Source organism: Treponema peruense, assembly GCF_016117655.1.
Taxonomy (GTDB): Bacteria; Spirochaetota; Spirochaetia; order Treponematales; family Treponemataceae; genus Treponema_D; species Treponema_D peruense.
This window is the reverse complement of sequence record NZ_CP064936.1, coordinates 784,177-809,036: the sequence shown is the minus strand read 5'-3', so window position 1 is coordinate 809,036 and position 24,860 is coordinate 784,177. Positions and strand designations below refer to the sequence as shown.

19 protein-coding genes are annotated in these 24,860 nt (G+C 43.7%); 11 read left to right on the top strand and 8 right to left on the bottom strand.

Annotated features, from left to right (window positions below; all coding sequences use genetic code 11):
- Positions 1 to 4: 4 nt before the first annotated feature.
- On the bottom strand, positions 5 to 2,143 hold the full coding sequence (gene glgX / locus IWA51_RS03790; RefSeq protein WP_177528449.1) for a glycogen debranching protein GlgX: 2,139 nt from the start codon (positions 2,141 to 2,143) through the stop codon (positions 5 to 7).
- Between the two features lie 217 nt (positions 2,144 to 2,360).
- Between glgX and era the strand changes: the two genes are divergently transcribed.
- Positions 2,361 to 3,296 carry a GTPase Era gene (gene era / locus IWA51_RS03785; protein WP_408059013.1) on the top strand — a complete coding sequence of 312 codons (936 nt, stop codon included), beginning with the start codon at positions 2,361 to 2,363 and terminating at the stop codon, positions 3,294 to 3,296.
- A gap of 115 nt (positions 3,297 to 3,411) precedes the next feature.
- Positions 3,412 to 4,131 carry a transaldolase gene (locus IWA51_RS03780; protein ID WP_177528450.1) on the top strand — a complete coding sequence of 240 codons (720 nt, stop codon included), beginning with the start codon at positions 3,412 to 3,414 and terminating at the stop codon, positions 4,129 to 4,131.
- A gap of 175 nt (positions 4,132 to 4,306) precedes the next feature.
- Here the strand turns inward: IWA51_RS03780 and IWA51_RS03775 are convergent, their stop codons facing one another.
- The 5 genes from IWA51_RS03775 to IWA51_RS03755 all read right to left on the bottom strand — a co-directional run bounded on the left by IWA51_RS03775 (position 4,307) and on the right by IWA51_RS03755 (position 9,765).
- On the bottom strand, positions 4,307 to 4,687 hold the full coding sequence (locus IWA51_RS03775) for a desulfoferrodoxin (RefSeq protein ID WP_177528451.1): 381 nt from the start codon (positions 4,685 to 4,687) through the stop codon (positions 4,307 to 4,309).
- A gap of 436 nt (positions 4,688 to 5,123) precedes the next feature.
- Positions 5,124 to 6,527: a hypothetical protein gene (locus tag IWA51_RS03770; RefSeq protein WP_198443296.1), complete on the bottom strand. Its 1,404-nt coding sequence runs from the start codon at positions 6,525 to 6,527 to the stop codon at positions 5,124 to 5,126.
- Positions 6,528 to 6,535: 8 nt separating this feature from the next.
- A complete protein-coding gene (locus IWA51_RS03765) occupies positions 6,536 to 7,252 on the bottom strand; it encodes a hypothetical protein (RefSeq protein WP_198443295.1) in 717 nt (238 codons plus the stop codon).
- Positions 7,253 to 7,271: 19 nt separating this feature from the next.
- A complete protein-coding gene (locus IWA51_RS03760; RefSeq protein ID WP_198443293.1) occupies positions 7,272 to 8,639 on the bottom strand; it encodes a hypothetical protein in 1,368 nt (455 codons plus the stop codon).
- A 46-nt stretch (positions 8,640 to 8,685) separates the two neighbouring features.
- A complete protein-coding gene (locus tag IWA51_RS03755; protein WP_198443291.1) occupies positions 8,686 to 9,765 on the bottom strand; it encodes a bacterial Ig-like domain-containing protein in 1,080 nt (359 codons plus the stop codon).
- Positions 9,766 to 10,045: 280 nt separating this feature from the next.
- Between IWA51_RS03755 and IWA51_RS03750 the strand changes: the two genes are divergently transcribed.
- The 6 genes from IWA51_RS03750 to araA all read left to right on the top strand — a co-directional run bounded on the left by IWA51_RS03750 (position 10,046) and on the right by araA (position 19,002).
- The gene (locus tag IWA51_RS03750) at positions 10,046 to 12,556 is read left to right on the top strand and encodes an alpha-L-arabinofuranosidase C-terminal domain-containing protein (RefSeq protein WP_198443290.1); all 2,511 of its coding nucleotides are present in this window, start codon (positions 10,046 to 10,048) and stop codon (positions 12,554 to 12,556) included.
- A gap of 285 nt (positions 12,557 to 12,841) precedes the next feature.
- On the top strand, positions 12,842 to 13,768 hold the full coding sequence (locus IWA51_RS03745) for an ArsR/SmtB family transcription factor (RefSeq protein ID WP_177528457.1): 927 nt from the start codon (positions 12,842 to 12,844) through the stop codon (positions 13,766 to 13,768).
- A 115-nt stretch (positions 13,769 to 13,883) separates the two neighbouring features.
- Entirely contained in the window at positions 13,884 to 15,392 is a 1,509-nt protein-coding gene (locus IWA51_RS03740) for an alpha-N-arabinofuranosidase (protein WP_198443289.1), read from the top strand.
- Between the two features lie 9 nt (positions 15,393 to 15,401).
- Complete coding sequence (locus tag IWA51_RS03735; RefSeq protein ID WP_198443288.1) at positions 15,402 to 15,671, top strand: DUF6171 family protein; 270 nt, start codon at positions 15,402 to 15,404, stop codon at positions 15,669 to 15,671.
- A 2-nt stretch (positions 15,672 to 15,673) separates the two neighbouring features.
- The gene (gene arfA / locus IWA51_RS03730) at positions 15,674 to 17,173 is read left to right on the top strand and encodes an arabinosylfuranosidase ArfA (protein ID WP_198443287.1); all 1,500 of its coding nucleotides are present in this window, start codon (positions 15,674 to 15,676) and stop codon (positions 17,171 to 17,173) included.
- Positions 17,174 to 17,496: 323 nt separating this feature from the next.
- The gene (gene araA, locus IWA51_RS03725) at positions 17,497 to 19,002 is read left to right on the top strand and encodes an L-arabinose isomerase (protein ID WP_198443286.1); all 1,506 of its coding nucleotides are present in this window, start codon (positions 17,497 to 17,499) and stop codon (positions 19,000 to 19,002) included.
- A gap of 96 nt (positions 19,003 to 19,098) precedes the next feature.
- Here the strand turns inward: araA and IWA51_RS03720 are convergent, their stop codons facing one another.
- Positions 19,099 to 20,286, bottom strand: coding sequence for a CobW family GTP-binding protein (locus tag IWA51_RS03720; protein WP_177528462.1), 1,188 nt, complete (start codon positions 20,284 to 20,286; stop codon positions 19,099 to 19,101).
- 154 nt (positions 20,287 to 20,440) lie between these two features.
- Here IWA51_RS03720 and IWA51_RS03715 point away from each other — a divergent pair, with 154 nt between their 5' ends.
- The 3 genes from IWA51_RS03715 to IWA51_RS03705 all read left to right on the top strand — a co-directional run bounded on the left by IWA51_RS03715 (position 20,441) and on the right by IWA51_RS03705 (position 23,705).
- Complete coding sequence (locus tag IWA51_RS03715) at positions 20,441 to 22,525, top strand: methyl-accepting chemotaxis protein (protein ID WP_198443660.1); 2,085 nt, start codon at positions 20,441 to 20,443, stop codon at positions 22,523 to 22,525.
- A 116-nt stretch (positions 22,526 to 22,641) separates the two neighbouring features.
- Positions 22,642 to 22,950 (top strand): thioredoxin, encoded by a 309-nt coding sequence (gene trxA, locus IWA51_RS03710; RefSeq protein WP_198443285.1) that lies wholly within the window; start codon positions 22,642 to 22,644, stop codon positions 22,948 to 22,950.
- Between the two features lie 5 nt (positions 22,951 to 22,955).
- Entirely contained in the window at positions 22,956 to 23,705 is a 750-nt protein-coding gene (locus tag IWA51_RS03705; RefSeq protein WP_198443283.1) for a tRNA-uridine aminocarboxypropyltransferase, read from the top strand.
- A gap of 11 nt (positions 23,706 to 23,716) precedes the next feature.
- On the opposite strand, the gene IWA51_RS03700 is transcribed toward IWA51_RS03705, so the two are convergent.
- Positions 23,717 to 24,826 carry a lipoprotein TP_1001-related protein gene (locus IWA51_RS03700; RefSeq protein WP_198443281.1) on the bottom strand — a complete coding sequence of 370 codons (1,110 nt, stop codon included), beginning with the start codon at positions 24,824 to 24,826 and terminating at the stop codon, positions 23,717 to 23,719.
- Between the last annotated feature and the right edge of the window lie 34 nt (positions 24,827 to 24,860).

Sequence of the window (24,860 nt, the reverse complement as noted above, 5' to 3'; positions counted from 1 at the left end):
TCTTTTATTTAGCAATCAAAATAATTAATGAGCCGGCAGGAACAATATAGCGCTCCTGAGCCCGTAACTTTTCTGCCTTGTCCGTCAAAACAATTGCATCATCGGCATCTATGGAAGTGTCGGCTACGCGGTACCAGCGTTTACCGTCGGTAAGTGTCGGTACTGTAACCATAGCGTCCTGCCTGTCTGTATTGGCGGCAATATAAAAATCATTGTCGGGTGTTCCGTCGTCATTAATGCAATAGGAACCGCCCAGCCGGAATGCAAGGAACCTTGACAGCTTGTTCCAGTCAGGATTGCTTCCGTCTATGTTGTACCACTGGATATCGGGAGAAGCACCAGCTTTGTCTCCGTGAAAGAAATCCTTTCTGCGGAATACGGCATGCGCTTTTCTTAAAGCAATGGCTCTTTTTGTAAATGTGATAAGCCTATCATTTAGATTTACGTTAGTCCAGTCAAACCAACTTATATCATTGTCCTGACAGTACGCATTGTTGTTTCCCTGCTGTCCACGGCGGAATTCATCGCCCCCCAGAAGCATTGGTGTTCCCTGCGAAATAAGAAGCGTAAGTATAAAATTGCGCATCTGTTTTGAACGCAGCTTTTCTATATGCGGATTTGCCGTAGGACCTTCGTAACCGTGATTGTAGCTCCAGTTGCTGTCAGTACCGTCGCGGTTTCCTTCACCGTTCTGCTCATTGTGCTTGCCGTTATAGCTTACAAGATCATTCATAGTAAAGCCGTCATGGCATGTTATGTAGTTGAGACTGTGCCACGGTTTTCTTCCCGAAAGTGCAAAAAGGTCGCTCGAACCGCTTATTCTTGTTGCTGCTGATGTAGAAACATATTCGTCGCCACGCCAGAAACGCCTTATGTCGTCACGGAAGCGGTCATTCCATTCAGCCCAGCGTCCTCCGGGAAAGCCACCCAGCTGGTAAGCACCGCCTGCATCCCACGGTTCTGCAATGATTTTTGTGGAATGAAGCACCGGATCTTCTGAAATTGCATTCAAAAGCGGCGGATACTGCATGATTGTTCCGTCAGGACCGCGGCCGAGTATACTTGCAAGATCAAATCTAAAACCGTCAATATGATACTGAAGAACCCAGTATCTTAAGCAGTCAAGGATATATGCTTCTACTACAGGATGATTGCAGTTCATTGTGTTTCCGCAGCCGCTGAAGTTCATGTAATATTCTTTATGGCTTCCTACAAGGGTATAGTATACGCTGTTTTCAAAACCGCGGAAGTTGAGCGTAATGCCATGTTCATTGCCTTCTGCCGTGTGGTTGAATACAACGTCAAGAATAACTTCAAGGCCTGCTTTGTGCATTTCGCGTACAAGTGTTTTGAATTCGCGTACACAACCGCCCGGTGTCTTGTCTGCGGAATAGCCTGCTTTGGGTGCAAAAAAATCTATTGTGCTGTAACCCCAGTAATTTTTCATGCGTTCGCCGGTACGGGGATTAACGTTTGTATTCTCGTACTCATCGAACTCATAAATAGGAAGAAATTCAACAGATGTAATGCCCAGACTCTTTAAATAAGGAATCTTTTCTATAAAACCGGCGTATGTTCCAGGGTTAGAAACATTTGCGTTTTTGCCGGCTGTAAAACCTTTTACATGTGTTTCGTAAATTATGCTTTCTGAAAGCGGAATATTAAGCGGCTTATCCCCCTGCCAGTCAAAGTCAGAATCGTTGACCACAACACACTTGGGGAACTGAAAATGATAATGGCTTTCTGCAAGTTCAACGTCGGTTTTGTCTACAGGCGTTCTGTACACCGGCGGAAGATTATGAAACAAAGATACAGGCGTAAGTGCCTTTGCATAGGGATCAAAAAGAAGCTGCTTTACATTAAAGCGGTGACCGGCAGAAGGTTCAAAAGGACCGTCAACGTGATACAGATAAAGATCGCCAGGTTTTATTCCGGGTACAAAAACATGCCATACATCGCCGGTTCTGTTTACCTCAGGGTCAAATTCAATTTGGGCATATGGCTCACAGTCTTCTGAATTTTTAAAGAACTCAAGAATTACTCTTGTGGCATTTCTGCTGAAAACTGCAAAATTAACACCCCCGTTAACGACTGAAGCTCCTAGAGGCATAGGGTTTCCGGGTAAAGTCTGTATTAATTCCATAATTTGCGATTATAGCAAATTGTATTTTTTTCTTCTACATGAAAAAATACAAAATACGTAAATTCAAGGGAATTTAAGCCCTTTTTATAAAAAATCAGAGTATTTTGTTATACTTTTTGTTTATTTTAAGATTCTGCACACATAAAGGGGAATAACGGCTTAACTCACCAACTCAAGAATATTGCAGAACAGAGGCTTTTTGTTCTATAATATGTTCATGGATACACTAACCACAACAGAAAACGAAGATTACGAAATTCCGAAGGCAGGCCCCAAAACAGCAATGGTTTCTATCATTGGGCGGCCGTCTGCAGGAAAATCCACTTTTCTGAACACGGCCAGCGGTGAGACAATAAGCATTGTTTCAGAAATTCCGCAGACAACAAGAAACGCAATCAAAGGAATAGTAAACACTTCTTTGGGTCAGCTTGTCTTCATTGATACACCCGGACTTCACATAAGCGACAAAAAGCTGAACCTTAAGCTTACAAAAATTGCTTCTGACCAGATAAAGGACAGTGACGCTATTCTTTACATTCTTGATTCAACACGAGAACACGGTGAAGAAGAACAGCTTATTGCAAAAATGGCTTCCCCTTTTTCTGACAAACTGGTTATTGCAATAAACAAAACAGAAGATCCCAAGTCTAATGCAGCAAAATCACATGAATTTATAGAAGATTTTTTTCCAGATTTTCCAAAGAACCGTGTTATTGAAATAAGTGCAAAAGATGATGTAAATGTAAACGATGTTCTCAAGGCCCTTTACGACCTGGCCCCCGAAGCACCACATCTTTATCCCGAAGAATTTTACACTGACCAGGAAGTTGACTTCAGGATTTCAGAAATTATACGTGGAAACGCAATCAACAGGCTCAAGGAAGAAATTCCGCATGCAATTTACGTTACCGTTGACCACATGGAAATGGCAAAGGAAAACCTTCTTAAAGTAAGGGCCGCAATCTATGTTGAACGTGACAGCCAGAAAGGAATTGTCATAGGCAAAGGCGCTTCAATGATCAAAGACATACGCGTGGCGTCAATGAAAGAATGCCGCAAGATTTTCCCGTACAAGGTAGACATTGATCTTCAGGTAAAAGTAGACAAAAACTGGCGGCAGAAAGACAAGATTCTTAACAAAATCCTGCGCTAGAGGAAAATACAAAGCAGCAGACTCAAAACTTAAGTTTGTTACTTATCTTACGGCTTGACATCTGATTAAAATCAGATAAAATAGGTATATATCAATTTTTTCGAGGTGAAAGAAAATGACTTTTAAACAGTTGAAGGTTGCTGTTTATGCAGACGGTGCAGACAAGGATGCGATGATCGCAGAATACAAGAAAGGCTATGTAACGGGATTTACAACAAACCCAAGCCTTATGAAGAAAGCAGGAGTTACTGACTATGTTACTTTTGCAAAGGAAGTTTGCGCTGCAATTCCTGATCTTCCCCTTAGCTTTGAAGTTTTTGGTGATGACTTTGAAACAATGGAAAAGGAAGCAAAGGTTATAAGCGCTCTCGGAAAGAACGTATTTGTAAAGATTCCAATTATGCTTACAGACGGAACTTCTACTGCCCCGCTTATCAAAAAGCTTTCTGAGCAGGGAATCCAGCTTAACGTAACTGCCATTTTCACTATTGCACAGGTTCGTGCAGCCGTTCACGCTTTCAAGGCCGGAACAAAGAACATCGTTTCTGTATTTGCAGGACGCCTTGCAGACTCAGGAATTGATCCTATTCCTGTTATGAAAAAGACTTCAAAAATCTGCCGCTCAAAGCCGGGAACAATGAGCCTCTGGGCTTCTACACGCGAACTCTACAACCTGGTAGAAGCAGACGAATGCAAGTGTGACATCATCACTGTACCCAACAGCGTTCTTGCAAAGATTCCTGGAATGGGAACAACACCAATGGCCGGTTCAAAGAACACAGTTCTTACATTCGCAAAAGACATCAAGGATCTGGGATTCAGCATTCTTAAATAAGTAAGGGAATCTCCAGAGATTCCCAGCGAGTTCTAATTCGCTATAATAGCGCGACTTAGAACATCGCATTTTCAGAGTTGCCTTTAAAAATTGCAATTTTTAAAGGCTCCATTAAACTAAAAAAAGCGGCTGTCTGATAAGGGAACAGCCGCTTTTTTTTACCATTTTCTTTTTATCAGCAATCTGCTTTCCACAAACCGTGAAGATTGCAGTAAGCGTAAACTTCGAGTGGCTTTTCGTCTTTAAGTGCAAATTGAACTTCAGGTTTTGAAAGCGGCTTTAAGTTGCGGCGGTAGACACCTTTGTCTGTAACAAGGCAAATCCACTGGATATAATGTTCTTCTGTCATGGGGTGCTCGGCGGAACCGACTTTTACACTGACAGTACCGTCCTTTACTTCTACAACGGGAACATGTTTTTCTGTACTGGCATCCGTTGTATTGGGAACAAGGGCAGTCATATTTTCCCCGCAGCATACAACATTGACGCCGGAAGAATTAACCATTTCTACAATATTACCGCAATGAATACAGCGATAAAAAACAACTTTTTCCATAGCACACCTCCATGAACAGGGATTTTTTATACTCCCTCTTATAAACTTAAGTTAATTTAAATATAAGGCCTTGGTGGTTGTTTTGCAAGAAATATTTTTAGAAGAACGTAATTTTGTAAGAAGCTGCTTTTAGAAAGTTCGCAGTTAAAAGCCGGACAGCGCGTTACCGTAAAAAGACAGTCGCTTAGCAAGAAAAAATCACACGAAGTGCAAAAGCGCAGTTACAACCGTAAACGAGCGCCAAGGACGGCGCGTCAGTTGTTAACGAAAACTCTCAGAGCAAAAATGGCACGAGGTGAAAAGCGCACTTGCAACCGTAAACGAGCGCCACGGACGGCGCGTCAAGTCTTACCGAAAAAGATTGAGAGTTTTTACCGCGGTTAAAACCGCGGATAAAAACTCTCAGAGCACAAATGGCAGGACGCCATTTGTGCGACTAGAACCAGAAGCAGAACTTGAACGGAACGCGGTAATTGATTCCGTTTGCCTCTACATTGTCGTTTGAAACATTCATGTACTGAACTTCAAGCGCAATCTGGAAGAAGCCGTTGCTGAAATCCTTCTGGAAATAAGGACTTGCGTAAACACCAATGTAGCGTGTTGCAGCGCCGGTGGTTGTTACGTTAGGACCGTCCATCCAGTCAGTATGAAAGTCCATAAGTCCGCCTGCATGTGCGCTGTCTGTAGGAGCGTAACCGTCAGTTGTACCAAAGGAAGTTCCGTTTGCATCCTGCGCATATTTTCCGACTGCATTAAGACCAATCTTGTATGAAGTTCCCGGAATGGCATGTGAAACGCCGACAGCAACTGCATCCATCAAAGCCTTTTCGTTGATTGAAAGATAATGGTCGTCTGCATAGAAGAAACGGTTTTCGAATGTAATTGGCCATGCAGGAATTGCTTCTGTTCTTCCTGAAATGCCCACGTAATGTGCAAAAACCGGCTCTGACCAGTCTGCAATATCACCTGATGCATCCTGAACTTCATATTCAGCTTTGCGCCATCTCAAATCGTACGAAGCATTAAGTTTGACTCCAGAAACGAGTGTCGGAAGATCTGCCTGAAGGAACGCTTCACTGTAGAAGATGTCGTTATAATTGTTTTCGTATGCCCAGGAATTGTTTGTTCCCGCATAATATTCGTTGTGGAATCCGGCTGTAAAAAGAAGATTGTACCTGAGCCACTTGTAGGCTGCCATAATCTTTGTCTTTTTCCAGAGATTTTCCCACTTGTTTGCTTCTGTCCAGTCATAGTCCTGTCCCGGCGGAAGAAGCGGAAGACCTGCGTACATTCTTAAACCAACAAGGGCACCGTTTGCAATGCTCATGTTGGGAATCCACTCAAGACCCGTCATGTGCTGGCCATAGTCGCGCATGGCAAGATCAGAAATAGGCTGACCGCCCATCTGGTATCCGTTAAGAATAAAACCGCAGTTCCATTCTTCGAACTTTCCTGCATGAAGCACAAGCTGGTCCTGCAGCATGCTTACGCGGATATTTGCCTGGTGGAACATTGTTTCATTCAAACCTGAAGCAGATACATCGCGGTAAAGGTTGTACCATTCGCCCAAAGATGAATCCAAGCGAACACCGGTTGCAAAAGATACGGGTCCCACGCCGCCGGTTACGTTAAGTTCGGTACGTCCGTTATAGAAAGAACCGTATTCTGCAGACGCTTCGGAAACATCCCACTCCCCGTCTTTTGACAGTTTGTTTATTTCCTGGCCAACCGCAAAATTGGTATAGTCCATGTAGCCGTGGAAGTTCAGATTCTGTGCTCCCAAAGCGGCTCCTGCAATCAAGGCTGCAGAACCTAAGATAATTTTTCTTATTTTCATCATTCTGCTCCTCATTTTGAATAGGCTTCGTAAGCTGCCTTTGCTTCTTCTGCCGTCATGGCTGTTTTTACAGACAGATCCTTTATTACCTTGTAGGCATTGCCTTGATTTGCCCAAGAGTCAGAAGGATTGATTGTAAAGCCGTTCATGTTTATCTCTTTTACCATGATGTCAATCCATTCAGACATATCGGGGAATGCTGCATCCTTTGCTGTACGGCCACTGTTGTATGTTACATACAGATTGCCGTTAAGGTACCAGGAGATACAGTCGCTTTCAGAGTCAAGGTTTATTGTTACATAAGCTCCTTCGTCAGAGTTTACGGCATTTTTGTATGCCGCCCAGTCGGTAGCTGTATAACCTTCTCCGTAAGTGTCTGCTGCATCACCATACCAGGCATTTGCCTTCCAAACGGAATTTTCCTTGTAATGAAGACAGGTTCCGCCTATATTGCCGCTTTGTGTGACGATAATCATTCCCCAGTCGCTGGCACAGCCACCCTGTACGTAATAACTGATTGAAACTCCAGTATCTGTATTTATTCCTTTTACATAGGAAACCTTTGAGTCGGTAATAATTCTTCCTGTACGGACATAAGGTACTTCTATGTCTCCGAGATCGGCAGAAGGCAGCGAAAGCTTTTCCCTTACTTCAAGGTCGCAGGAAGATACAGACAGTACAGTAAGTGCCGCTGCAGCAACCGCTCCCATTAATTTGATTATTTTCATTGGTCATGCCTCCGCAAGATTAGAAGTTAAAGCAGATTCCAACAGGAACACGGTAACTGATTGCCATGTTTGATGTGTCTTCGTTTTTGATCTGCGAATACTGTGCTTCGACTCCCATGCGGATGTATCCGTTTGAAAGATTGTACTGAACATACGGATTTGCATAGGCGCTTATGTAATTTGCGGATTTTCCGGCTGCAACAGATGCTGCACAGTTCAAATCGCCAAGGTCAAAGTCATCAAAGTAAATGTCGCTTACTTCACCGTCTTCGTAAGAAGTTCCGCGTGCGTCAACAGAATACTTTCCCTTGAGTGTAAAGCCCAGTGCCCAGTTTGTTCCGGCAAGCTTGTGCTGTCCTGAAACTCCCAGTTCACCGCCAAGAAGTTTTTCGTCTGCCTTGATGTAGTCGTCGTTTGCATACATTACGCGCAGTTCAGCCTGGAGAGGAAGAGCCTCTATCATAGAAATATTGGCTCCTGCACTGAATACGCCGGCATAGGTAAATGCAGTTGCAGTTGTTGCATCTGTCTTTGTGTACTCTGCGTCACGGTAGCGGAAGTCTGCTGCAAAAATAAGGTCAAGACCTTCTGTAATTCCCTTAAGTTCTGAGGCAAGGAATGCTTCGCCAAATGCACTCTTTGTAAATGCACCGTCGTCTCCTGTTGTAACTTCAGAAGCGTCGTATGCTTTTACACCGGTGTAATATGTTCCGGGTCTCCAGCCGGCAGTTACAGAAAATTCTGTTCCGGGGATTGTGTATCCTGCGGCAACGTTGAGCTTTTTGTAAAGATTTTTCCACATGTTTGCGCCAACAGTGTTCTGCACGCCGTTTCCTCCTACAGGAAGAATAGGTACACCTACAAGAACTTTGAGTCCGCTTACGACATAAGGTGTAAAGTTAAGTGCTGTGTAATACTGACCCATGTCACTTGAAGCAAAGTAGCGGATATTCTGGTCGCCGAATACAGGACCTTCTGCAAAATAACCTGCGTTAAAGTCTTCGAATTTTCCTGTATAAACATTGAGCTGGTCGTTAAAGAAACCAATCTTCATGTTTCCCTGATAGAAGGGTGTTCCGTCGTAACCGTCTGTATAGTCAGTGTAGTCGTTGTCGCCTTCGTCTCCTGCAGATTCGTTGAGTTTTACTCCCAGGTTGAATTCAAAATTTGCAGCCTTAAGGTTAAGGTCTACTACTGTCTCTGCATCATCAGAAAGTCCTGCTACGGGGTCTGTGTGCTTCATGTCTGCATCGCCTGCTTTGGAAAAAGTCTGTATGACACCGTAATTTGTGTAGTCTACATTTCCCTTAAGGGTTACTGTCTGTGCACCCGCAAATCCTGCTGCACAAGCAAGGGCAGCTGTAAATATAATTTTATTAAGTTTCATATTTCCTCCAATAAGAATAAGTCTCTTTTACCTGACGGCACGGCAATTATTCTGCAAATGTAATGCTTGTTCCTGCGTCACCCTTGAGTCTGAAGAATACATCTGCGTTCACCGCAATATTCTTGTAGTACTGGAAGTGTGTTGTACCGCCTTTTTCGAGGTCATAGCGTACTTCTGCTGTGCCGTTACCCCAGTTGATTACAGATACTGTACATGTAGCACCGTTTGTCCATGAACAAAACTCATCAAAGTTCCAGTCAGAAGAGAGTTCGCACCCCTCATAACTTCCGCCCCATCCAAAATTATCACCACGGACTACAACATATTCTGTTCCGGCACCGTTTTCAGAACGAAGTACAACACACGGTAACTGACACCAGTTACTTGTTGTTGCAGAATTAACAGTAAACTTTGAAGAAACAACTGCACCGGCTTCGACCTTTGCATCAGATGCCCCCCCCATGTCTGTCCACCATGCTGCAGAAGTTGCACTTCCTGTCCAGCCGGCGTCTGTTACTACTGTTACATCAACATAATAACTTGTGGTGATTGTATCGCTGTATTTTACTGTGACAGCATATTTTCCGCTTGCGGTTACAGAGTTGAGTGCAGATATATCTATTTTATATTCACTTATTTCTTTAGATGTATTGTCTGAATATGTTGCAGTAACTATAAGTCCGTTGCTTTCAAAACCAAACACCTCTCCTTTCAATGCGTAGAACTTTGTCTTTGCAGAACTTGGGTTTACAGCGATTGATTTAACTGCATTTGTAACTTCTACAGAATATTTGGCTGTAAAGCCCTTGTATGTTACAACAACTTCCTTTGTTCCGATTTTGTCAAACTTTCTTCCTTCTGCTATAGAAACTGTATAGTCAGTAACTTCGACTCCGGCTGCATCTTCTGCGGGGTTATAGCTGTGTGCAATAACCTTAAGGTCGCCCTTTGTAAAAGTATTGCCAATAACAAACGATTTTGTTCCGCCGCTTATTTCTATTGACTTTACCGCGTATCCGCCAACACTTGCACGGTCTTCTGTATTGTTCAGCTCAAGCTGACATCCTGTCATGGCCGCGGCAGCAATTGCAGCAATGACTCCTAAAATGAACATCGTCTTCTTCATAGTCCATTTCCTCCTGTTTACTTTTGATACGAGAATGTTAAGCCTTCAAAAAATGTTTGTCAAATTATTTTTGATACATATTGATTTTTTACGATATTCAACCCAGTTTTTCAATAATTTTTGATAATCAGGGTAGTATAACACGTGTAAATGCCAAGTTCATTCGATGGATATATGATATATATTGTTTTTTTTTGATATTTTCCTTGACAATCTTGAATTCATGCCGCATGATTAATAAAAAGTTCAACGTGCAAACAAACAAGAAGTTGGAGGAACCATGAAAATAACCAGAAAAACAGCCGCGTGCACAATTCTGGCTGCAGGCCTTGCGGCAACAGCTATTGCACAAGGCGCTTCACTTACCGCAGATTTTTCAAAAAAGACGAGCGTAAGTGACAATCTTTACGGAATCTTCTATGAAGACATAAACTACGCAGCAGACGGCGGACTCTACGGCGAAATGGTGCAGAACCGTTCGTTCGAATTCAGAAAGTCAAACCGCTCGCCTACAGAAACCTGGAAAGACGTAAACATAAGCGGTGCAAGCTCAAAAAGCCGCCTGCGTGCTGCAAAAACCGCACCGCTCAACGAAAACAACCAGGTCTACGCAACACTTACCGTAAAACAAGCCGGTGACGGAATGGCCAACAAAGGCTACGGCGGAATGCCTTTCGAAGCAGGAAAGAAGTATCCCGGTTCACTTTACCTGCGTTCCCCCGACGGAACAATCAAATCTGTTACAATAACAGCCGGAGGTTCAGGCAAAAACGCAAAAAAAGCAAAAGTTTCTATAGAAGGAATCACAACTGAATGGAAAAAATTTGAATTCACGATTATTCCTGAAGAAACAGTACAGAACGGTGAACTTGCAGTTTGTGCAGACACTGTGGGCAAACTTGACGCAGACTTTATTTCACTGTTCCGTGCAGACATTTACAGAAACGAACCCAACGGATTCAGAAAAGATCTTGCAGAAAAGCTCGAAGCCTTAAAGCCTGCTTTTGTAAGATTCCCCGGCGGATGTATTGTACACGGACTCAACCTCGAAAACCGCTATGAATGGAAAGACACTGTAGGACCTGTAGAACAGCGCAAAGAAAAGCTCAACTTCTGGGGCTACCAGCAGTCTTACGGAATAGGATTCTACGAGTACTTTAGGTTCTGCGAAGATATAGGAGCCGAGCCGCTTCCTGTTTTAAGCGTAGGAATGGCACACAACGGCGAAATATCCCCTGCATCAGACTACCAGAAATATGCACAGGATGCGCTTGACATGATTGAATGGGCAACAGGTCCCGCAACAAGCAAATGGGGAAAAATCCGCGCAGAAGCAGGACACCCGCAGCCGTTTAAACTTAATTATCTTGGAATAGGAAACGAAGACTGCGGACAGGACTACTTTGCACGCTTCAAGTACATTGCAGAAGCCGTAAAGGAAAAGTATCCGCATATCAAGACAATCATTTCTTCGGGCTACACCTACAACGACGTAAATTTCCACAACACATGGAGCCAGGTACGCGCATGGGAAAAAGGCAAAAAGACAGCCGGAATATGCGACCTTGTAGACGAACACTACTATAACGAATCTGCATGGTTCCTTACAAATGGTAAACGCTATGACAATCTGGACTTTTACCCGCGCGGTGAAGGACAGCCCAAAGTCTTTATAGGCGAATATGCATCATGGGTAGACGGAAGACGCAACAACCTTTACGCAGCCCTTACCGAGGCAGCCTACATGACATCAATCGAACGCAACGGTGACATAGTAGAAATTTCTTCCTACGCACCGCTTTTTGCAAAGGAAGGTTCAACACAGTGGGTTCCAGATATGATATGGTTCAACAACAGTGAATCATACCAGACACCGGACTATTATGTTCAGCAGCTTTTCTCTACAAACAAAAGCGACAATACCGTAAGTTACAGTCTTACACAGCCAAAAACAGCGCAGAAAAAGAATGCCATAGGCGGAACAGTAGGTCTTGGAACCTGGTCAACAACAGCCCAGTTCAAGGACATAAAGGTAACCGACGAAGACAGCAAAGAAGTACTCTATGATTCAAACGCAAAGTCTTCAAAAATTACCGACTTCAGGCAGGAAACAGGAGCCTGGTCAAAGAGCGGCCCGGTAATTGTACAGTCTTCTGCAGACATAAACGTACGAGCAGTTCTGAACAACGAAGCACAGACAGAAGGAATACAGAATTACACTTACGAACTCAAAGCCCAGAAAACAGGCGGTGCAGAAGGATTTTTGATTATGTTCGGAGTAAAGGGCAAAAAGCTTTACTGGTGGAACATGGGCGGCTGGGGAAACACACAGTCATGCATAGAAAAAGGAACGGCAGACGGCCGCACAATAATTGGTGACGCAAAGCCCCTTAACCTCGTAAATGGAAAATGGTATGACATAAAGATAGAAGTAAAGGGCGACTCCTACAGCTGCTATCTTGACGGACAGCTCATCCATTCCTATACCGACGCAATGAACTTTGACCCGCTTTATGCCCACATCGGTGACACAAAAGACGGAAAAGTAATCATTAAGCTCGTAAATGTTTCGGGAAGCGACCAGAACGTAGACATAAGCCTTAAAAATGCCCCGGCACTTGAGACTTCAGCAAAGGCAACAATTCTCTGCGGAAAACCCGAAGACGAAAACTCTTTTGCAAATCCAAAGAAAGTTTCGCCCGTAACAGAGACTATAACAGGAATTTCTGATTCATTTACGTACAAAACAAAGGCAAATTCGGTTACGGTGCTTAAGTTAAAAACAAAATAAACGTAAATTTGAAATATTAAAAGAACCTTAAAACAGGTATACTCCGGAACAGCTGCCACTTTTTGTTCCGGTTTATATAAACAAAATGCTGGCACAAAAGCATTTTAAGTTCGAATATACGCTTTTCATACCGTATGTTCGAACTTGCCTCCTTTTTTTTCGCCGGTCTGTAAAGTTTTTTCAGGCCGGTTTTTTTTATTCCAGTCCATAAATATCAATATTAATAATTGCAAATAATATTCAAAAAATATGGACAATATCAATAAATTGCGATACGATAGCAGAATGCAGGAAATAGAATCAACATTAGTAATTAATCCGTTGGAAGACATAAACAAACTCAAGGCTCTCGCTTCAGAACCAAGAATCCAAATGCTCAACCTTTTAAGGGAAAAAACACTCAACATCAACGAAATATCTGATGCCCTCAAGCTGCCGCAGTCAACTGTAGCCACGCACATTTCAATTCTTGAAGATGCAGGCCTTATTGCAACAGAGTCGGTAAAGGCAAAAAAAGGCAACCAAAAGCTGTGCTGCCCTTCGTTCAGAGAACTTCTTATCCAGTTCCCCGAAAAACACAACACGTCCGGCGACTTTATAGAAGTAGAAATGCCTATCGGAATCTTTACCGACTACCGTGTAACTGCCCCATGCGGACTGTGCTCTTCGGAACACATTATAGGCCTTCTGGACATTCCAGACTCTTTCCTTAACCCAGAAAGAATGAAAGCCGGACTTCTCTGGTGCGGAAGCGGTACTTTTGAATACAAATTCCCCAACAACACAATGTACGAGTCCAAAAAGATGACAAAACTCGAAGTAACCCTTGAACTTTCAAGCGAAACTCCGGGAACAAACACAAACTGGCCGTCAGACATAACAATGTGGATCAACAAAACAGACATCGGTACATGGGTCTCGCCCGGTGACTTCGGTGACAAGCGCGGCAAATACACTCCGGCCTGGTGGAAGCTAGAAGGCTCTCAGTACGGTCTTTTAAAGCATTTTTCGGTAACAAACGAAGGCAGTTTTGTAGACGGAATGAAAATTTCCGAAGTAACACTCGATGACCTTAAAATCCCCGAGCACCATTCAATCAGGGTCAAAATAGGCGTAAAAGAAGATGCCGAACACATGGGCGGAATGAACATCTTCGGAAAAGGCTTTGGCAACTACGATCAGGGAATTGTCCTGCGCTCCTACTTTAACTGACGCCGCATGAACAGACGGGTTATTTTTATAACCCATTTTTTTTTGATAAATATCAGATTTTCTTGTTGCAAATCCGCAAAAGTGGTGATAGAATATCATTTATGCGAGGTTTAATATGAATGAATCAATAATTGTTGATGTGGCCGACAAAAAGTCCACAATCAGCCGTGATATATACGGACACTTTTCCGAACACTTGGGCCGCTGCATTTACGGCGGTTTTTGGGTAGGAAAAGACTCTGACATTCCAAACATAAACGGTTACAGAAAAGACGTAATCAAAGCTTTCAAAGACATAGACATACCCAATCTTAGATGGCCGGGCGGATGCTTTGCCGACGAGTACCACTGGAAGGACGGAATAGGCCCTTCAGCAAACCGCAAGCGTATCATTAACACAAACTGGGGAGGCGTTGTAGAAGACAACAGCTTTGGTACACACGAATTCTTTGGACTGTGCGACGAACTGGGCTGCAAACCCTATGTCTGCGGAAACGTCGGTAGCGGTACAGTCCAGGAAATGGACGAATGGATAGAATACATGACGTTCAGCGGTGAAAGCCCCATGGCAAAACTGCGCGAACAGAACGGCAGAAAAGAAGCATGGAACCTTCCCTTCTTTGGTGTAGGAAACGAAAACTGGGGTTGCGGCGGAAACATGCGCCCCGAATACTACGCAGACCTTTACCGCAGGTTCCAGACATTTGTGCGCCAGTATGGAAAAGAAAAAATCATGAAAATTGCAGGCGGACCAAACGTAGACGACTACAACTGGACCGATGTTCTCATGAAAAACGCACACTGGCTCATGGACGGACTTTCCCTTCACTACTACACTTACGAATACCGCTGGGAAGACAAGAGATCTTCAACAGAATTCGATACAGAAGGCTGGTACAGGGCGTTAAAGAATGCATTCCGCATGGACGAACTTGTACGCAGGCATTCAGAAATAATGGACAAATACGACCCTGCTAAACGCGTAGCTCTTGTTGTAGACGAATGGGGCAGCTGGTATCTTCCCGAACCCGGAACAAACCCCGGCTTCCTTTACCAGCAGAATTCTGTACGGGATGCCGTTGTCGCAGGAATCGAGTTGAACATATTCAACAATAGAAGCGACCGCGTAAAAATTGCAAACATTGCACAGGCTGTAAACGTACTGCAGGCTCCTGTTCTTACAGAAGGCGACAAAATGGTTCTTACACCAACCTGGCACGTATTCCACATGTACAAGGGACATCAGGGCGCAACCCTTCTTGGAACATCGGCAGCATATTCAAGTGCGGGACTTTACGAAAAGGACATAACAGTTCCGGGACTGAGCGTTTCTGCTTCAGAAAAGACAGACAGTGCAACACAAAAGCCGCGCTATCTTGTTACGGCCGTAAACACAGACGCTTCTTCTTCAAAGAAAGTGGACATCTCTTTTGCAAACCTGGGCGCTTCAATTGCATCCGCTTCGGGTACAGTAATTACCGGCGACTGTATGAACACAATAAACACTTTTGACGATCCCGAGCGCGTTACAGAAAAAACGCTTTCGGTAACAGTAAAGGACGCAGACACTGTTTCAATAACAATGCCTGCACATTCCGTAGCTTCGGTAACCGTTCAAATCTAGAAGGAAAAGATGAAGCAGCCCTGTCCTGAATGTGAACTTCGCGCAATACAGAGTTCAATAACAAAAGAATCCCTTGAACGCGAAGTTTCAGGCATGAAGTATGTTGAAGGAATAACAGCCTGTGAAAGCCAGTTCAGAAAAAGAATTGGCGTATGCGAAAAATGTTCCTCACTGGTTTCACAGATAATGTGTTCGGAATGCGGGGCCTACGTTCTGTTCAGGGCAAAAAACAAAAAAAGCAGCTGCCCGCGAGCAAAATGGGCTGCACAAGGATGTTAAAAATGAAAACAAAAGTTACAGTTGCAAAAGAATTCAAAATAGGAAAAGTAGACGACAATTTATTCAGTTCGTTTATTGAACATCTGGGACGCGCCGTTTATACCGGCATTTACGAACCCGGCCATCCCGACGCAGACGAACAGGGATTCAGGCGTGATGTAATAAAAATGGTTTCTGACCTTAAGGTAAGCCTTGTACGCTACCCCGGCGGAAACTTTCTTTCGGGCTACAACTGGAAAGACGGAATAGGACCGCGTGAAAACCGCCCGGTAAGATTGGATCGCGCCTGGCACACAATAGAGCCCAATCTTATAGGAATTGACGACTTTTACGACTGGACCCAAAAAGCCGGAACAAAAATAATGGGCGCCGTTAACATGGGAACAGGCACACCGCAGGACGCCGGCGATCTTGTAGAATACTGCAACTTTCCCAAAGGTACTTACTGGAGCGATTTGAGACGCAGCAACGGGCACGAAAATCCGTACGGAATAAAAACCTGGTGCATAGGAAACGAAATGGACGGCCCGTGGCAGATCTGTCACCTGAGTGCCGAAGATTACGGAAAAAAAGCGCTCGAAACCGCAAAAATAATGAAGTGGACCGACGAAGACATAAAACTTGTAGTATGCGGAAGCGCTTCTTCAAGTATGCCCACTTATCCGGAATGGGACAGAATTGTTCTTGAACACACATACGATGTTGCAGACTACATTTCAATCCACCGTTATTTTGAAAACTACGGCGATGACGATGACTTTCTGGCTTCTTTCTACGACATGGATCAGTTTATAAAAACATGCGCGGCAACATGCGATTATGTAAAGGCATTGAAGCGCAGTTCAAAAACAATGTATCTTTCGTTCGACGAATGGAACATCTGGTACCAGCAGAAAAAAGAACCGCACCCGTGGATGACGGCACCAAGAATTCTGGAAGACCACTATTCACTTCTTGACGCGCTTGCCTTCGGCGGAATGGCGATTACCCTTCTTAACCATGCAGACCGTGTAAAAGCCGCCTGTCTTGCCCAGCTGGTAAATGTAATTGCACCGATTTTTACGGAACCGGGAAAAGGCGCATACAGACAGGCAATTTACTGGCCGTTCAGGGACATCTCATTCTTTGGCCGCGGAACATCACTCACGCCGATTGTAAACTGCGAAAACAAAGTAACAAAAAAGTACGGCGAAGTTCCGGCAGTGATATTTTCATGCGTGCACAACGAAGAAAACGGTGAAATTTCTGTATTTGCACTCAATACAAACAAAACAGAAAGCTCGGTCACAGAAATAGACTTGAAATCATTCGCAAAAACAAGCATGATTTACAGGACAGAACTCACCGGCGATAATTTAAGTGCAAGAAATTCACTTGAAAATCCCGATGCCGTAAGTCCAAAAAACGTTCCGCTTGAACAGAGCGACAGCGGAATTTATACACTGGAACTAAAACCTGCATCATGGAACGTAATAAGATTCAAAATGCAGGCAGAAAAATAATCTATATAGGAGGGAGTATAAAAAATCCGCCGAAATGGCGTCGGCTTTTTTAACTCAAAGTTTGCGTTGCGAACTTTCTTATAGAACTGCGTTTTTCACTTCGTTGCAAAACGCAATAAAAACCTTTTTGACTGTTGAAACAGTCTTCAAATGTTTTTATAGGAGGGAGTATAAAAAATCCGCCGAAATGGCGTCGGCTTTTTTAACTCAAAGTTTGCGTTGCAAACTTTCTTATAGAACTGCGTTTTTCACTTCGTTGCAAAACGCAATAAAAACCTTTTTGACTGTTGAAACAGTCTTCAAATGTTTTTATAGGAGGAAATATGGAACTGGCTAAATATGAATTCTGGTTTATTACCGGAAGTCAGGATCTTTACGGAGAAGACACACTCAAACAGGTGGCAAAGGACTCCAAGGACATTGTGGAATCACTTAACGCAAGCGGCGCACTTCCCTGCGAACTTGTATGGAAGCCTACACTTCTGACTCCGGATTCAATCCGCAGCACTCTTGAACAGGCAAATGCCGATGACAAATGTGCCGGAATAATCTGCTGGATGCACACATTCAGCCCGGCCAAGATGTGGATTGCAGGACTGAGCGCCTACAAAAAGCCGCTTCTTCAGCTTAACACACAGTACAACGAAAAAATTCCGTACGCAACAATGGACATGGACTTCATGAACCTTAACCAAAGTGCACACGGAGACCGCGAATTCGGTTACATAACAAGCCGCATGGATCTTCCGCGCAAGGTCATTGTAGGACACTGGGCAAATTCTTCCACGCAGAAACGCATTGCCGACTGGATGAGAGTAGCACGCGCCGTAGCAGACGGAAAATCACTTCGTGTACTGCGCTTTGGTGACAACATGCGCGAAGTTGCAGTTACTGACGGAGACAAAGTTGCAGCAATGATTCAGTTCGGCTGGTCTGTCCCCTACTACGGAATCGGTGACCTGGTTGCCTACATGAATGAAGTAAGCGAAGCAGACATCAACGCACTGTTCGACCGCTACAACGAAGAATACGAAATTGTTTATGGAAGCGACAAACAGTACACAATCGACCACATAAAGGAACAGGCAAAAATAGAAATTGCACTGCGCCGCTTCCTTAAGGACAACAACGGAAAGGCACTCTGTACAAACTTTCAGGATCTCTGGGGAATGAAACAGCTGCCGGGCCTTGCAATACAGCGTCTTCTTGCAGACGGATACGGCTTTGGTGCAGAAGGTGACTGGAAGACTTCGGCTTTTGTACGTACATTCAAGGTAATGACAGACGGTCTTGTAGGCAACGGAAAGGGAAATGCCTTTATGGAAGACTACACTTACAATCTTGAACCCGGAAAAGAAGCAGACCTCGGAAGCCACATGCTCGAAGTTGACCCGCAGATTGCTGTTTCAAAACCGCGCATTGAAGTTCATCCGCTTGGCATAGGCGGAAAAGAAGATCCGGCACGTCTTGTATTCAACTCAAGCACAGGTAGTGCACTCTGCGCTGCTGTCGTTGACATGGGCAACAGATTCCGCTGCGTAGTCAACGAACTTGACGTAATAAAACCAGAAGCAGAACTTCCAAAACTGCCTGTTGCCCGCGTATTGTGGAAGCCGCTTCCAAACCTTACGACTTCGGCAGAAAGCTGGATTCTTGCAGGCGGCGGTCACCACACAGCATTCAGCAACATCATAACTACAGACATGCTCCGTGACTGGTGCGAGATGGTAGGAATCGAATGTGCCGTAATCGACGCAAATACAACTGTTCCCCAGTTCAGAAATGAATTGAGATGGAATGCTGCTTATTACAACAATAAATGTATTTAATTAACATCGGTCATACCGCTGTTAATTAAAACTTACAGTTGCTGCACAACTGCCAAAAAAAGGCTGCCACGGAAAACCGTGGCAGCCTTTTTTATTTTATTTGGCAAGGCATGCGTCGAGTTCGGCGCTTATTTTTTCGCGGTCAAGATTCTGGCCTATTATACACAGTTTTATCATGCGGTCACCAACCTTTTCATCCCATTCAGCCTTTATTGCCGGATTGTCTGCAAGAATGCGTTTCTGTTCCGCAGGAGAAGAAGCAGCAACCCACTGTCCTGAATATCCTGCCTGAATCTGTCTTCCTGAAGTTTCAAAAACCCATGCCATTTCGCTCTCATCAGCAAACCACATGAGTCCCTTGCAGCGGATAATGTTGCGCGGCCATTTGTTTGCATATTCGTCCAGAAGCTGTCTGTCAAACGGGCGGCGGCGGTAATAGACAAAAGTTCCTATTCCGTATTCGTCTTCGCTTTCACCTTCATGGCGGTGTTCGTGATGATGATGCTCATGTTCGTGCTCATGCTCTTCATGGTCGTGATCATGTTCGTCATGATGTTCATGTTCTTTATGCTCATCTTCGTCTTCATCTGCTTCAAGCTTCTGGCACCAGCCTGCACTTGCATAAACTTTGTCAAAGTCAAATGAACCTGTAGCAAGAACGTCTTCTACCGCAACCTCGCCCCTTGAAGTTTCAATAATTTTTACACCAGGGTGAATTGCGTTGATTACGGCATGAACTTTTTTCATCTGTTCGTCAGTAACAAGATCACGCTTGTTTATTACAAGTGTAGAACAGAATTCAATCTGCTGTACAAGAAGCGACTCTATGTCTTCTTCTCCCATGTTTTTTGAAAGAAGCTTGTCTCCGCCTGCAAATTCATCTACAAGGCGGGCTGCATCTACAACGCCCACAACATTGTCCAGTTTTCCATTTCTGATGGTTTCAAGTTCCTGGGCAATAGGCATCGGTTCACAGACACCGCTGGCTTCTATCATGATATAGTCATATTTTTTTGTTTTGATAAGATTTTCTATGTTCTGGGCAAGCTGTGTCTTGAGTGTACAACAGATGCATCCGTTTGTAAGCGGAACAATGCTGCTTGTATCTGTAATCTTTGCCCCGTCAGCAATAAGCTTGGCATCAACATTCACTTCACCTATGTCGTTGACAATTACCGCGACCTTGTATCCTTTCTGGTTGGAAAGAACCCTGTTCAAAAGAGTTGTTTTTCCGGCTCCGAGATATCCGCACAAAAGCGTCATCGGCGTCAATTTCTTTTCCATTTTAATTACCTCGTATATAATATAGTAATAAATTTTACACAAAATGACCATATTCAGCGGAATAATTTTATAGTTGTTTTTTCAGCAATTATGGGCGATAATATTATGAAAGATTATTAACAAAACTTAATTAGCAGGAGTTATCATGTCAAAAATGAAAAAGGAAAAACATTTGTTAACCAGAATTCTGCTTATCGTTGCAGCGACGTTTCTGATTATAAATACTTTTCAGGTAGTTCTTATTGTAGAAAGAACAAAAAAAATTACAAACCAGCAGATTGAATCTGACTATACAGATTTAACAAAGTCTTATGCCAGTCAGGTTGTTCTTAAACTGTCAGAATACAAAACGGCCCTTGATTTTTATATAAATTCCGATGCTGCCCAAACAGGTGACACAGAAGAAATTGTAGACTGGCTCAGAACAACAACATCAAAAAGAAACAAAATGTTTGACTACGTTGCCTGGGTAGATGAAACAGGAAAGTTCCAGGCAGACAACGGTAACGAAACTTTTGTTACACAGCGCGATTATTACCAGGCAATCGTAAAAAACGGTGCCGACGAGTTTATTGACAACCCCGCTACTTCTTTGATTACAGGAAAAACAATAATCCACGTCTGCCGTGCCGTAAAATATGGCGGTAAAAACATAGGCTTCTTTACAGGAATAGTTTCTATGGAAACAATAAATAAACTTGTAAAGGATATTAGACTCGGCGAAACACGTATTGCTACTCTGTTTTCAGGAAACGGAAAAGTTATTTCAACCAGCGGCGATCTTGATGAAATGGAAACCCTTGCCGCAGACAAAGCAAACAATGATTTAAAAAATCATATTCAGACAAACTCAACTTCCGAATATGCAGGACACTTCTGGAACAGGAACCCTAACGGCCACAAGCAGTTCAACATCTTCAGCGGCATAAGCGGAACCCAGTGGAGTCTTGTTATAATGATTGAAGGCGCACAGATATTCCGTATAGCAAACGAAATAATTCTTTACATGGGCGTCGCATCTGCAATTCTTGCCGTAACACTTATTCTTGTTCTTTCACTTTGCGTCGTTTCAATAATGAAACCGCTTGGTGTAGTAGAAAAAACACTTCAGGGCATTTCGTCGGGCAATGCAGACCTTTCAAAGAGAATTTCGGTAAAGACAAATGCAGACAACGAAATTGGACGTCTCGCAAGCGAATTCAACACCTTTGTAGAAAAACTGCAGTGTATTATAATTGCAATGAAGCAGACAAAAACCGAACTTGTCGCGGCCGGAACAAAACTAAACGACAGCACAGAAGACACGGCTGCTTCAATTACACAGATTATCGCCAACATCGAAAGCATGACAGGCAACATAGGCGCCCAGTCAGAAAGTGTTGCCCAGACAGCCAGCGCGGTAAACCAGATTGCTTCAAACATCGAGTCACTCAACAAGATGATAGAAAACCAGTCTGCAAGCGTAACAGAAGCCTCTGCCGCAGTAGAAGAAATGATAGGCAATATCAATTCGGTAAACAATTCCGTCACAAAAATGGCAGAAGAGTTCAACCAGCTTGAACAGAAGGCCGCAGACGGTGTTCAGAAGCAGGACGACGTTAACGCACGCATTCAGGTAATAGAAACAGAATCACAGGCTCTTCAGGAAGCAAACACTGTAATTTCAAATATTGCAGAACAGACAAATCTTCTTGCCATGAACGCGGCCATAGAAGCAGCCCACGCAGGTGAAGCAGGAAAAGGATTCAGCGTTGTTGCAGACGAAATCAGAAAACTTTCCGAAACTTCAAGTTCACAGTCAAAGACTATCGGTGAACAGCTCAAAAAGATTACCGACAGCATTCAGGAAATGGTCACAGCTTCACAGGAAGCAGGAATTTCGTTCTCCAGTGTTTCGAGCGGCATCAACATGATAAACAACCTTGTTCAGGAAATAAAAAATGCAATGCAGGAACAGGGAGAAGGTTCCAAGCAGATTTCAATTGCCCTTAACAGCATGAATGACAGCACTTCCGAAGTGCGCACGGCATCTTCTGAAATGTCTGAAGGAAACAAGACTATCCTCGAAGAAATAAAAGTACTTCAGAATGCAACACTTAGCATGAAGGAAGGAATGGAAGAAATGAATATCGGTGCAAAGAAAATCAACGAAACCGGCTCAAACCTTTCATCTATCTCAGAAAACATGAAGAGTTCAATTACAAAAATCGGTGATGAAGTAGACCAGTTCCAGGTCTGATTTATTCCGTATTGAACGAAGGGGCTGTCCTTATGCGGGGCGGCCCTTTTTTTATTGATTACAACCTGTTTTTTTCCTATACTTGTAAATGAAAACAATATCTATAGGAGGCTTGTATGGCACTTAATGTAAACGAATCAAATTTCCAGACAGAAGTCCTTGAGAGCGAAAAAACAGTTCTTGTTGACTTTTGGGCACCCTGGTGTGGTCCCTGCCAGATGATGGGGCCGGTTGTAGAAGAAATTGCTTCTGAAAACCAGGATATAAAAGTCTGCAAAGTAAATGTAGATGAAAATCCTTCTCTTGCTTCAAAGTACGGCATAATGAGCATTCCGAATTTTATTGTATTCAAAAATGCACAGCCCGCAGCACAGACTGTCGGTGCCTGCCAGAAAGCAGATCTTCTGAAACTTGCCGGAAAGTAACAGAAATGAGAGAAATATGCCTCAAATGTTTCAGACCGCTGTCTTCCTGTTTCTGCAAATATACAAAAACAGTAGATTCGGGAATTAAATTTGTCTTTTTAATGCACCCGAAAGAAGCAAAAAGACAGCGCACGGGAACAGGACGCATGGCCGCCGCTTGCCTTCCCCAAAGCGAAATTCTTGTAGGCATAGATTTTACAAAGAACCGCCGTCTCTGCGAACTGCTTTCAGACCCGTCATATTACCCGGTACTTTTGTACCCCGGAAAAGACGCCTGGACCAGCCGCAGGGAAGGTTTTGCACAGTCGGTTGCAGGAAAAAAACTTCTTGTAATCATAATAGATTCAACCTGGTTCTGTTCAAAAAAGATGCTCAGAATGAGCCCCAACGTAACTGCCCTTCCAAAACTTTCATTTGCAGGAAATTACAGAAGCATTTTTACCTTCAAGCACGAACCTGCAGAATACTGCGTTTCTACAATAGAATCGTGCTACTATATAATCAAAGAAATGCAGGAAGCCGGTATTGTTTCAAAAGACGCAGAGCCCGAGCCTCTGATGGACACTTTCAAAAGAATGATAGTCTGGCAGCTTGAAAAAGAAAACGAACGCATAGAGTCGGGCGTTCCCGGAACACACGCCATAGACTGGAAGTACACAAAAATAAAGGATGTACCGTCGTTTACACTGTCAGACGGAACCCAGATCGGCGGTAGAAGAGAAGCCGACCAGGGTTCCCGAAAGGTGATTAAATAAAGGACAATTCCCTATTTTACATACTCTTTCGAGCTGTTTTTTGTACCGGGTGTTGTTTCAGAAACAACCATCCAGTCTTTTTTGGAACTGCAGATATTCTGCGGGTCAACCGACTCCAGATTCTGTCTTGCCATACTTCTTGTTGCAGCAGTTGTCGTTATATAGTCGCTGCAAAAGGCACTTGCCAAAGAACAGCTTTTGTTTCCTTCACTGTCAAGCCAGACACCGCTCTCTTCTACAGCAGAAACTGTTTTTGCATATTCTTCTTTCCATTCAGTAAGAGTGCTCTTTGCAAAAACCAGGGCATCCATTACCGCACCTGACGAGCCCTTAAGGACAATTATGTCTGAATCAGAATAGCACGACTTTAGATTTTCAGACCACAAGTCTCTGGCAGTATCACATGAATCCATGTGCACAGAAAGTGTTAAATCGTCACCCGTTTCGCTTACCATACCGTCTTCAACAACATCGGCGGTTGTTCCCCGGCGCGGGTGAACCGTAATATACTCACCCTTATTTACATCTATTGCAGGAAATGTATATTTGCGTTCGTTACCGTCACCGGCGGAATAAAGTTCCATTCCGGACAGATTGCCGCCTTCAAGAACATAAAGTTCAACAAATTCACACCTGTGCGTCTTAACACCGTTAACTGTGGCCGTTCCGTAAGCGTTACGTACTTCAGAAAGACACAAAACGGCCGGGCTGGCATTGTAACCTGTAAAAGGAATGCTGAACGTAAGTGAGTTTCCCTTTTCGTCACTGGCCCGGCCTTCAAGTACATAAGACTCGCCTATAACCGTTCTGTCAGAAAACTCAATTGTGTGTGTTTCAACCGAAGACGACGCAGAAGAAGATGCTGGCGTACCCGAACCACTGCCTTTTGCTGCGCCGGTAAACAAAAACAGGCTGTCAAGCGTTACCGGTTTTGAAAATTCAATTGTAGAAGACAAAGAATCATTCACGCAGAAGGACTCTATTTCAGGAGAAGTGTAGTCGCCCGAAAGCATTCCGATTCCGTCTACAGTCGAGCGGCAGTTTACCGCCAGCAGGACACAAAATACCAGTGCAAAAGCAGGAAGCACCGACTTAAGAAGATAAAGCCTTAAAGTTCTCATAAAAAACCTCTGTTATTCAATTTGGGATTTTCAA

Excerpts from the sequence above, each read along its gene's own strand:
- glgX (WP_177528449.1), bottom strand. The coding sequence starts at position 2,143 with ATGGAATTAATACAGACTTTACCCGGAAACCCTATGCCTCTAGGAGCT.
- era (WP_408059013.1), top strand. The coding sequence starts at position 2,361 with ATGGATACACTAACCACAACAGAAAACGAAGATTACGAAATTCCGAAG.
- IWA51_RS03780 (WP_177528450.1), top strand. The coding sequence starts at position 3,412 with ATGACTTTTAAACAGTTGAAGGTTGCTGTTTATGCAGACGGTGCAGAC.
- IWA51_RS03775 (WP_177528451.1), bottom strand. The coding sequence starts at position 4,687 with ATGGAAAAAGTTGTTTTTTATCGCTGTATTCATTGCGGTAATATTGTA.
- IWA51_RS03770 (WP_198443296.1), bottom strand. The coding sequence starts at position 6,527 with ATGATGAAAATAAGAAAAATTATCTTAGGTTCTGCAGCCTTGATTGCA.
- IWA51_RS03765 (WP_198443295.1), bottom strand. The coding sequence starts at position 7,252 with ATGAAAATAATCAAATTAATGGGAGCGGTTGCTGCAGCGGCACTTACT.
- IWA51_RS03760 (WP_198443293.1), bottom strand. The coding sequence starts at position 8,639 with ATGAAACTTAATAAAATTATATTTACAGCTGCCCTTGCTTGTGCAGCA.
- IWA51_RS03755 (WP_198443291.1), bottom strand. The coding sequence starts at position 9,765 with ATGAAGAAGACGATGTTCATTTTAGGAGTCATTGCTGCAATTGCTGCC.
- IWA51_RS03750 (WP_198443290.1), top strand. The coding sequence starts at position 10,046 with ATGAAAATAACCAGAAAAACAGCCGCGTGCACAATTCTGGCTGCAGGC.
- IWA51_RS03745 (WP_177528457.1), top strand. The coding sequence starts at position 12,842 with ATGCAGGAAATAGAATCAACATTAGTAATTAATCCGTTGGAAGACATA.
- IWA51_RS03740 (WP_198443289.1), top strand. The coding sequence starts at position 13,884 with ATGAATGAATCAATAATTGTTGATGTGGCCGACAAAAAGTCCACAATC.
- IWA51_RS03735 (WP_198443288.1), top strand. The coding sequence starts at position 15,402 with ATGAAGCAGCCCTGTCCTGAATGTGAACTTCGCGCAATACAGAGTTCA.
- arfA (WP_198443287.1), top strand. The coding sequence starts at position 15,674 with ATGAAAACAAAAGTTACAGTTGCAAAAGAATTCAAAATAGGAAAAGTA.
- araA (WP_198443286.1), top strand. The coding sequence starts at position 17,497 with ATGGAACTGGCTAAATATGAATTCTGGTTTATTACCGGAAGTCAGGAT.
- IWA51_RS03720 (WP_177528462.1), bottom strand. The coding sequence starts at position 20,286 with ATGGAAAAGAAATTGACGCCGATGACGCTTTTGTGCGGATATCTCGGA.
- IWA51_RS03715 (WP_198443660.1), top strand. The coding sequence starts at position 20,441 with ATGAAAAAGGAAAAACATTTGTTAACCAGAATTCTGCTTATCGTTGCA.
- trxA (WP_198443285.1), top strand. The coding sequence starts at position 22,642 with ATGGCACTTAATGTAAACGAATCAAATTTCCAGACAGAAGTCCTTGAG.
- IWA51_RS03705 (WP_198443283.1), top strand. The coding sequence starts at position 22,956 with ATGAGAGAAATATGCCTCAAATGTTTCAGACCGCTGTCTTCCTGTTTC.
- IWA51_RS03700 (WP_198443281.1), bottom strand. The coding sequence starts at position 24,826 with ATGAGAACTTTAAGGCTTTATCTTCTTAAGTCGGTGCTTCCTGCTTTT.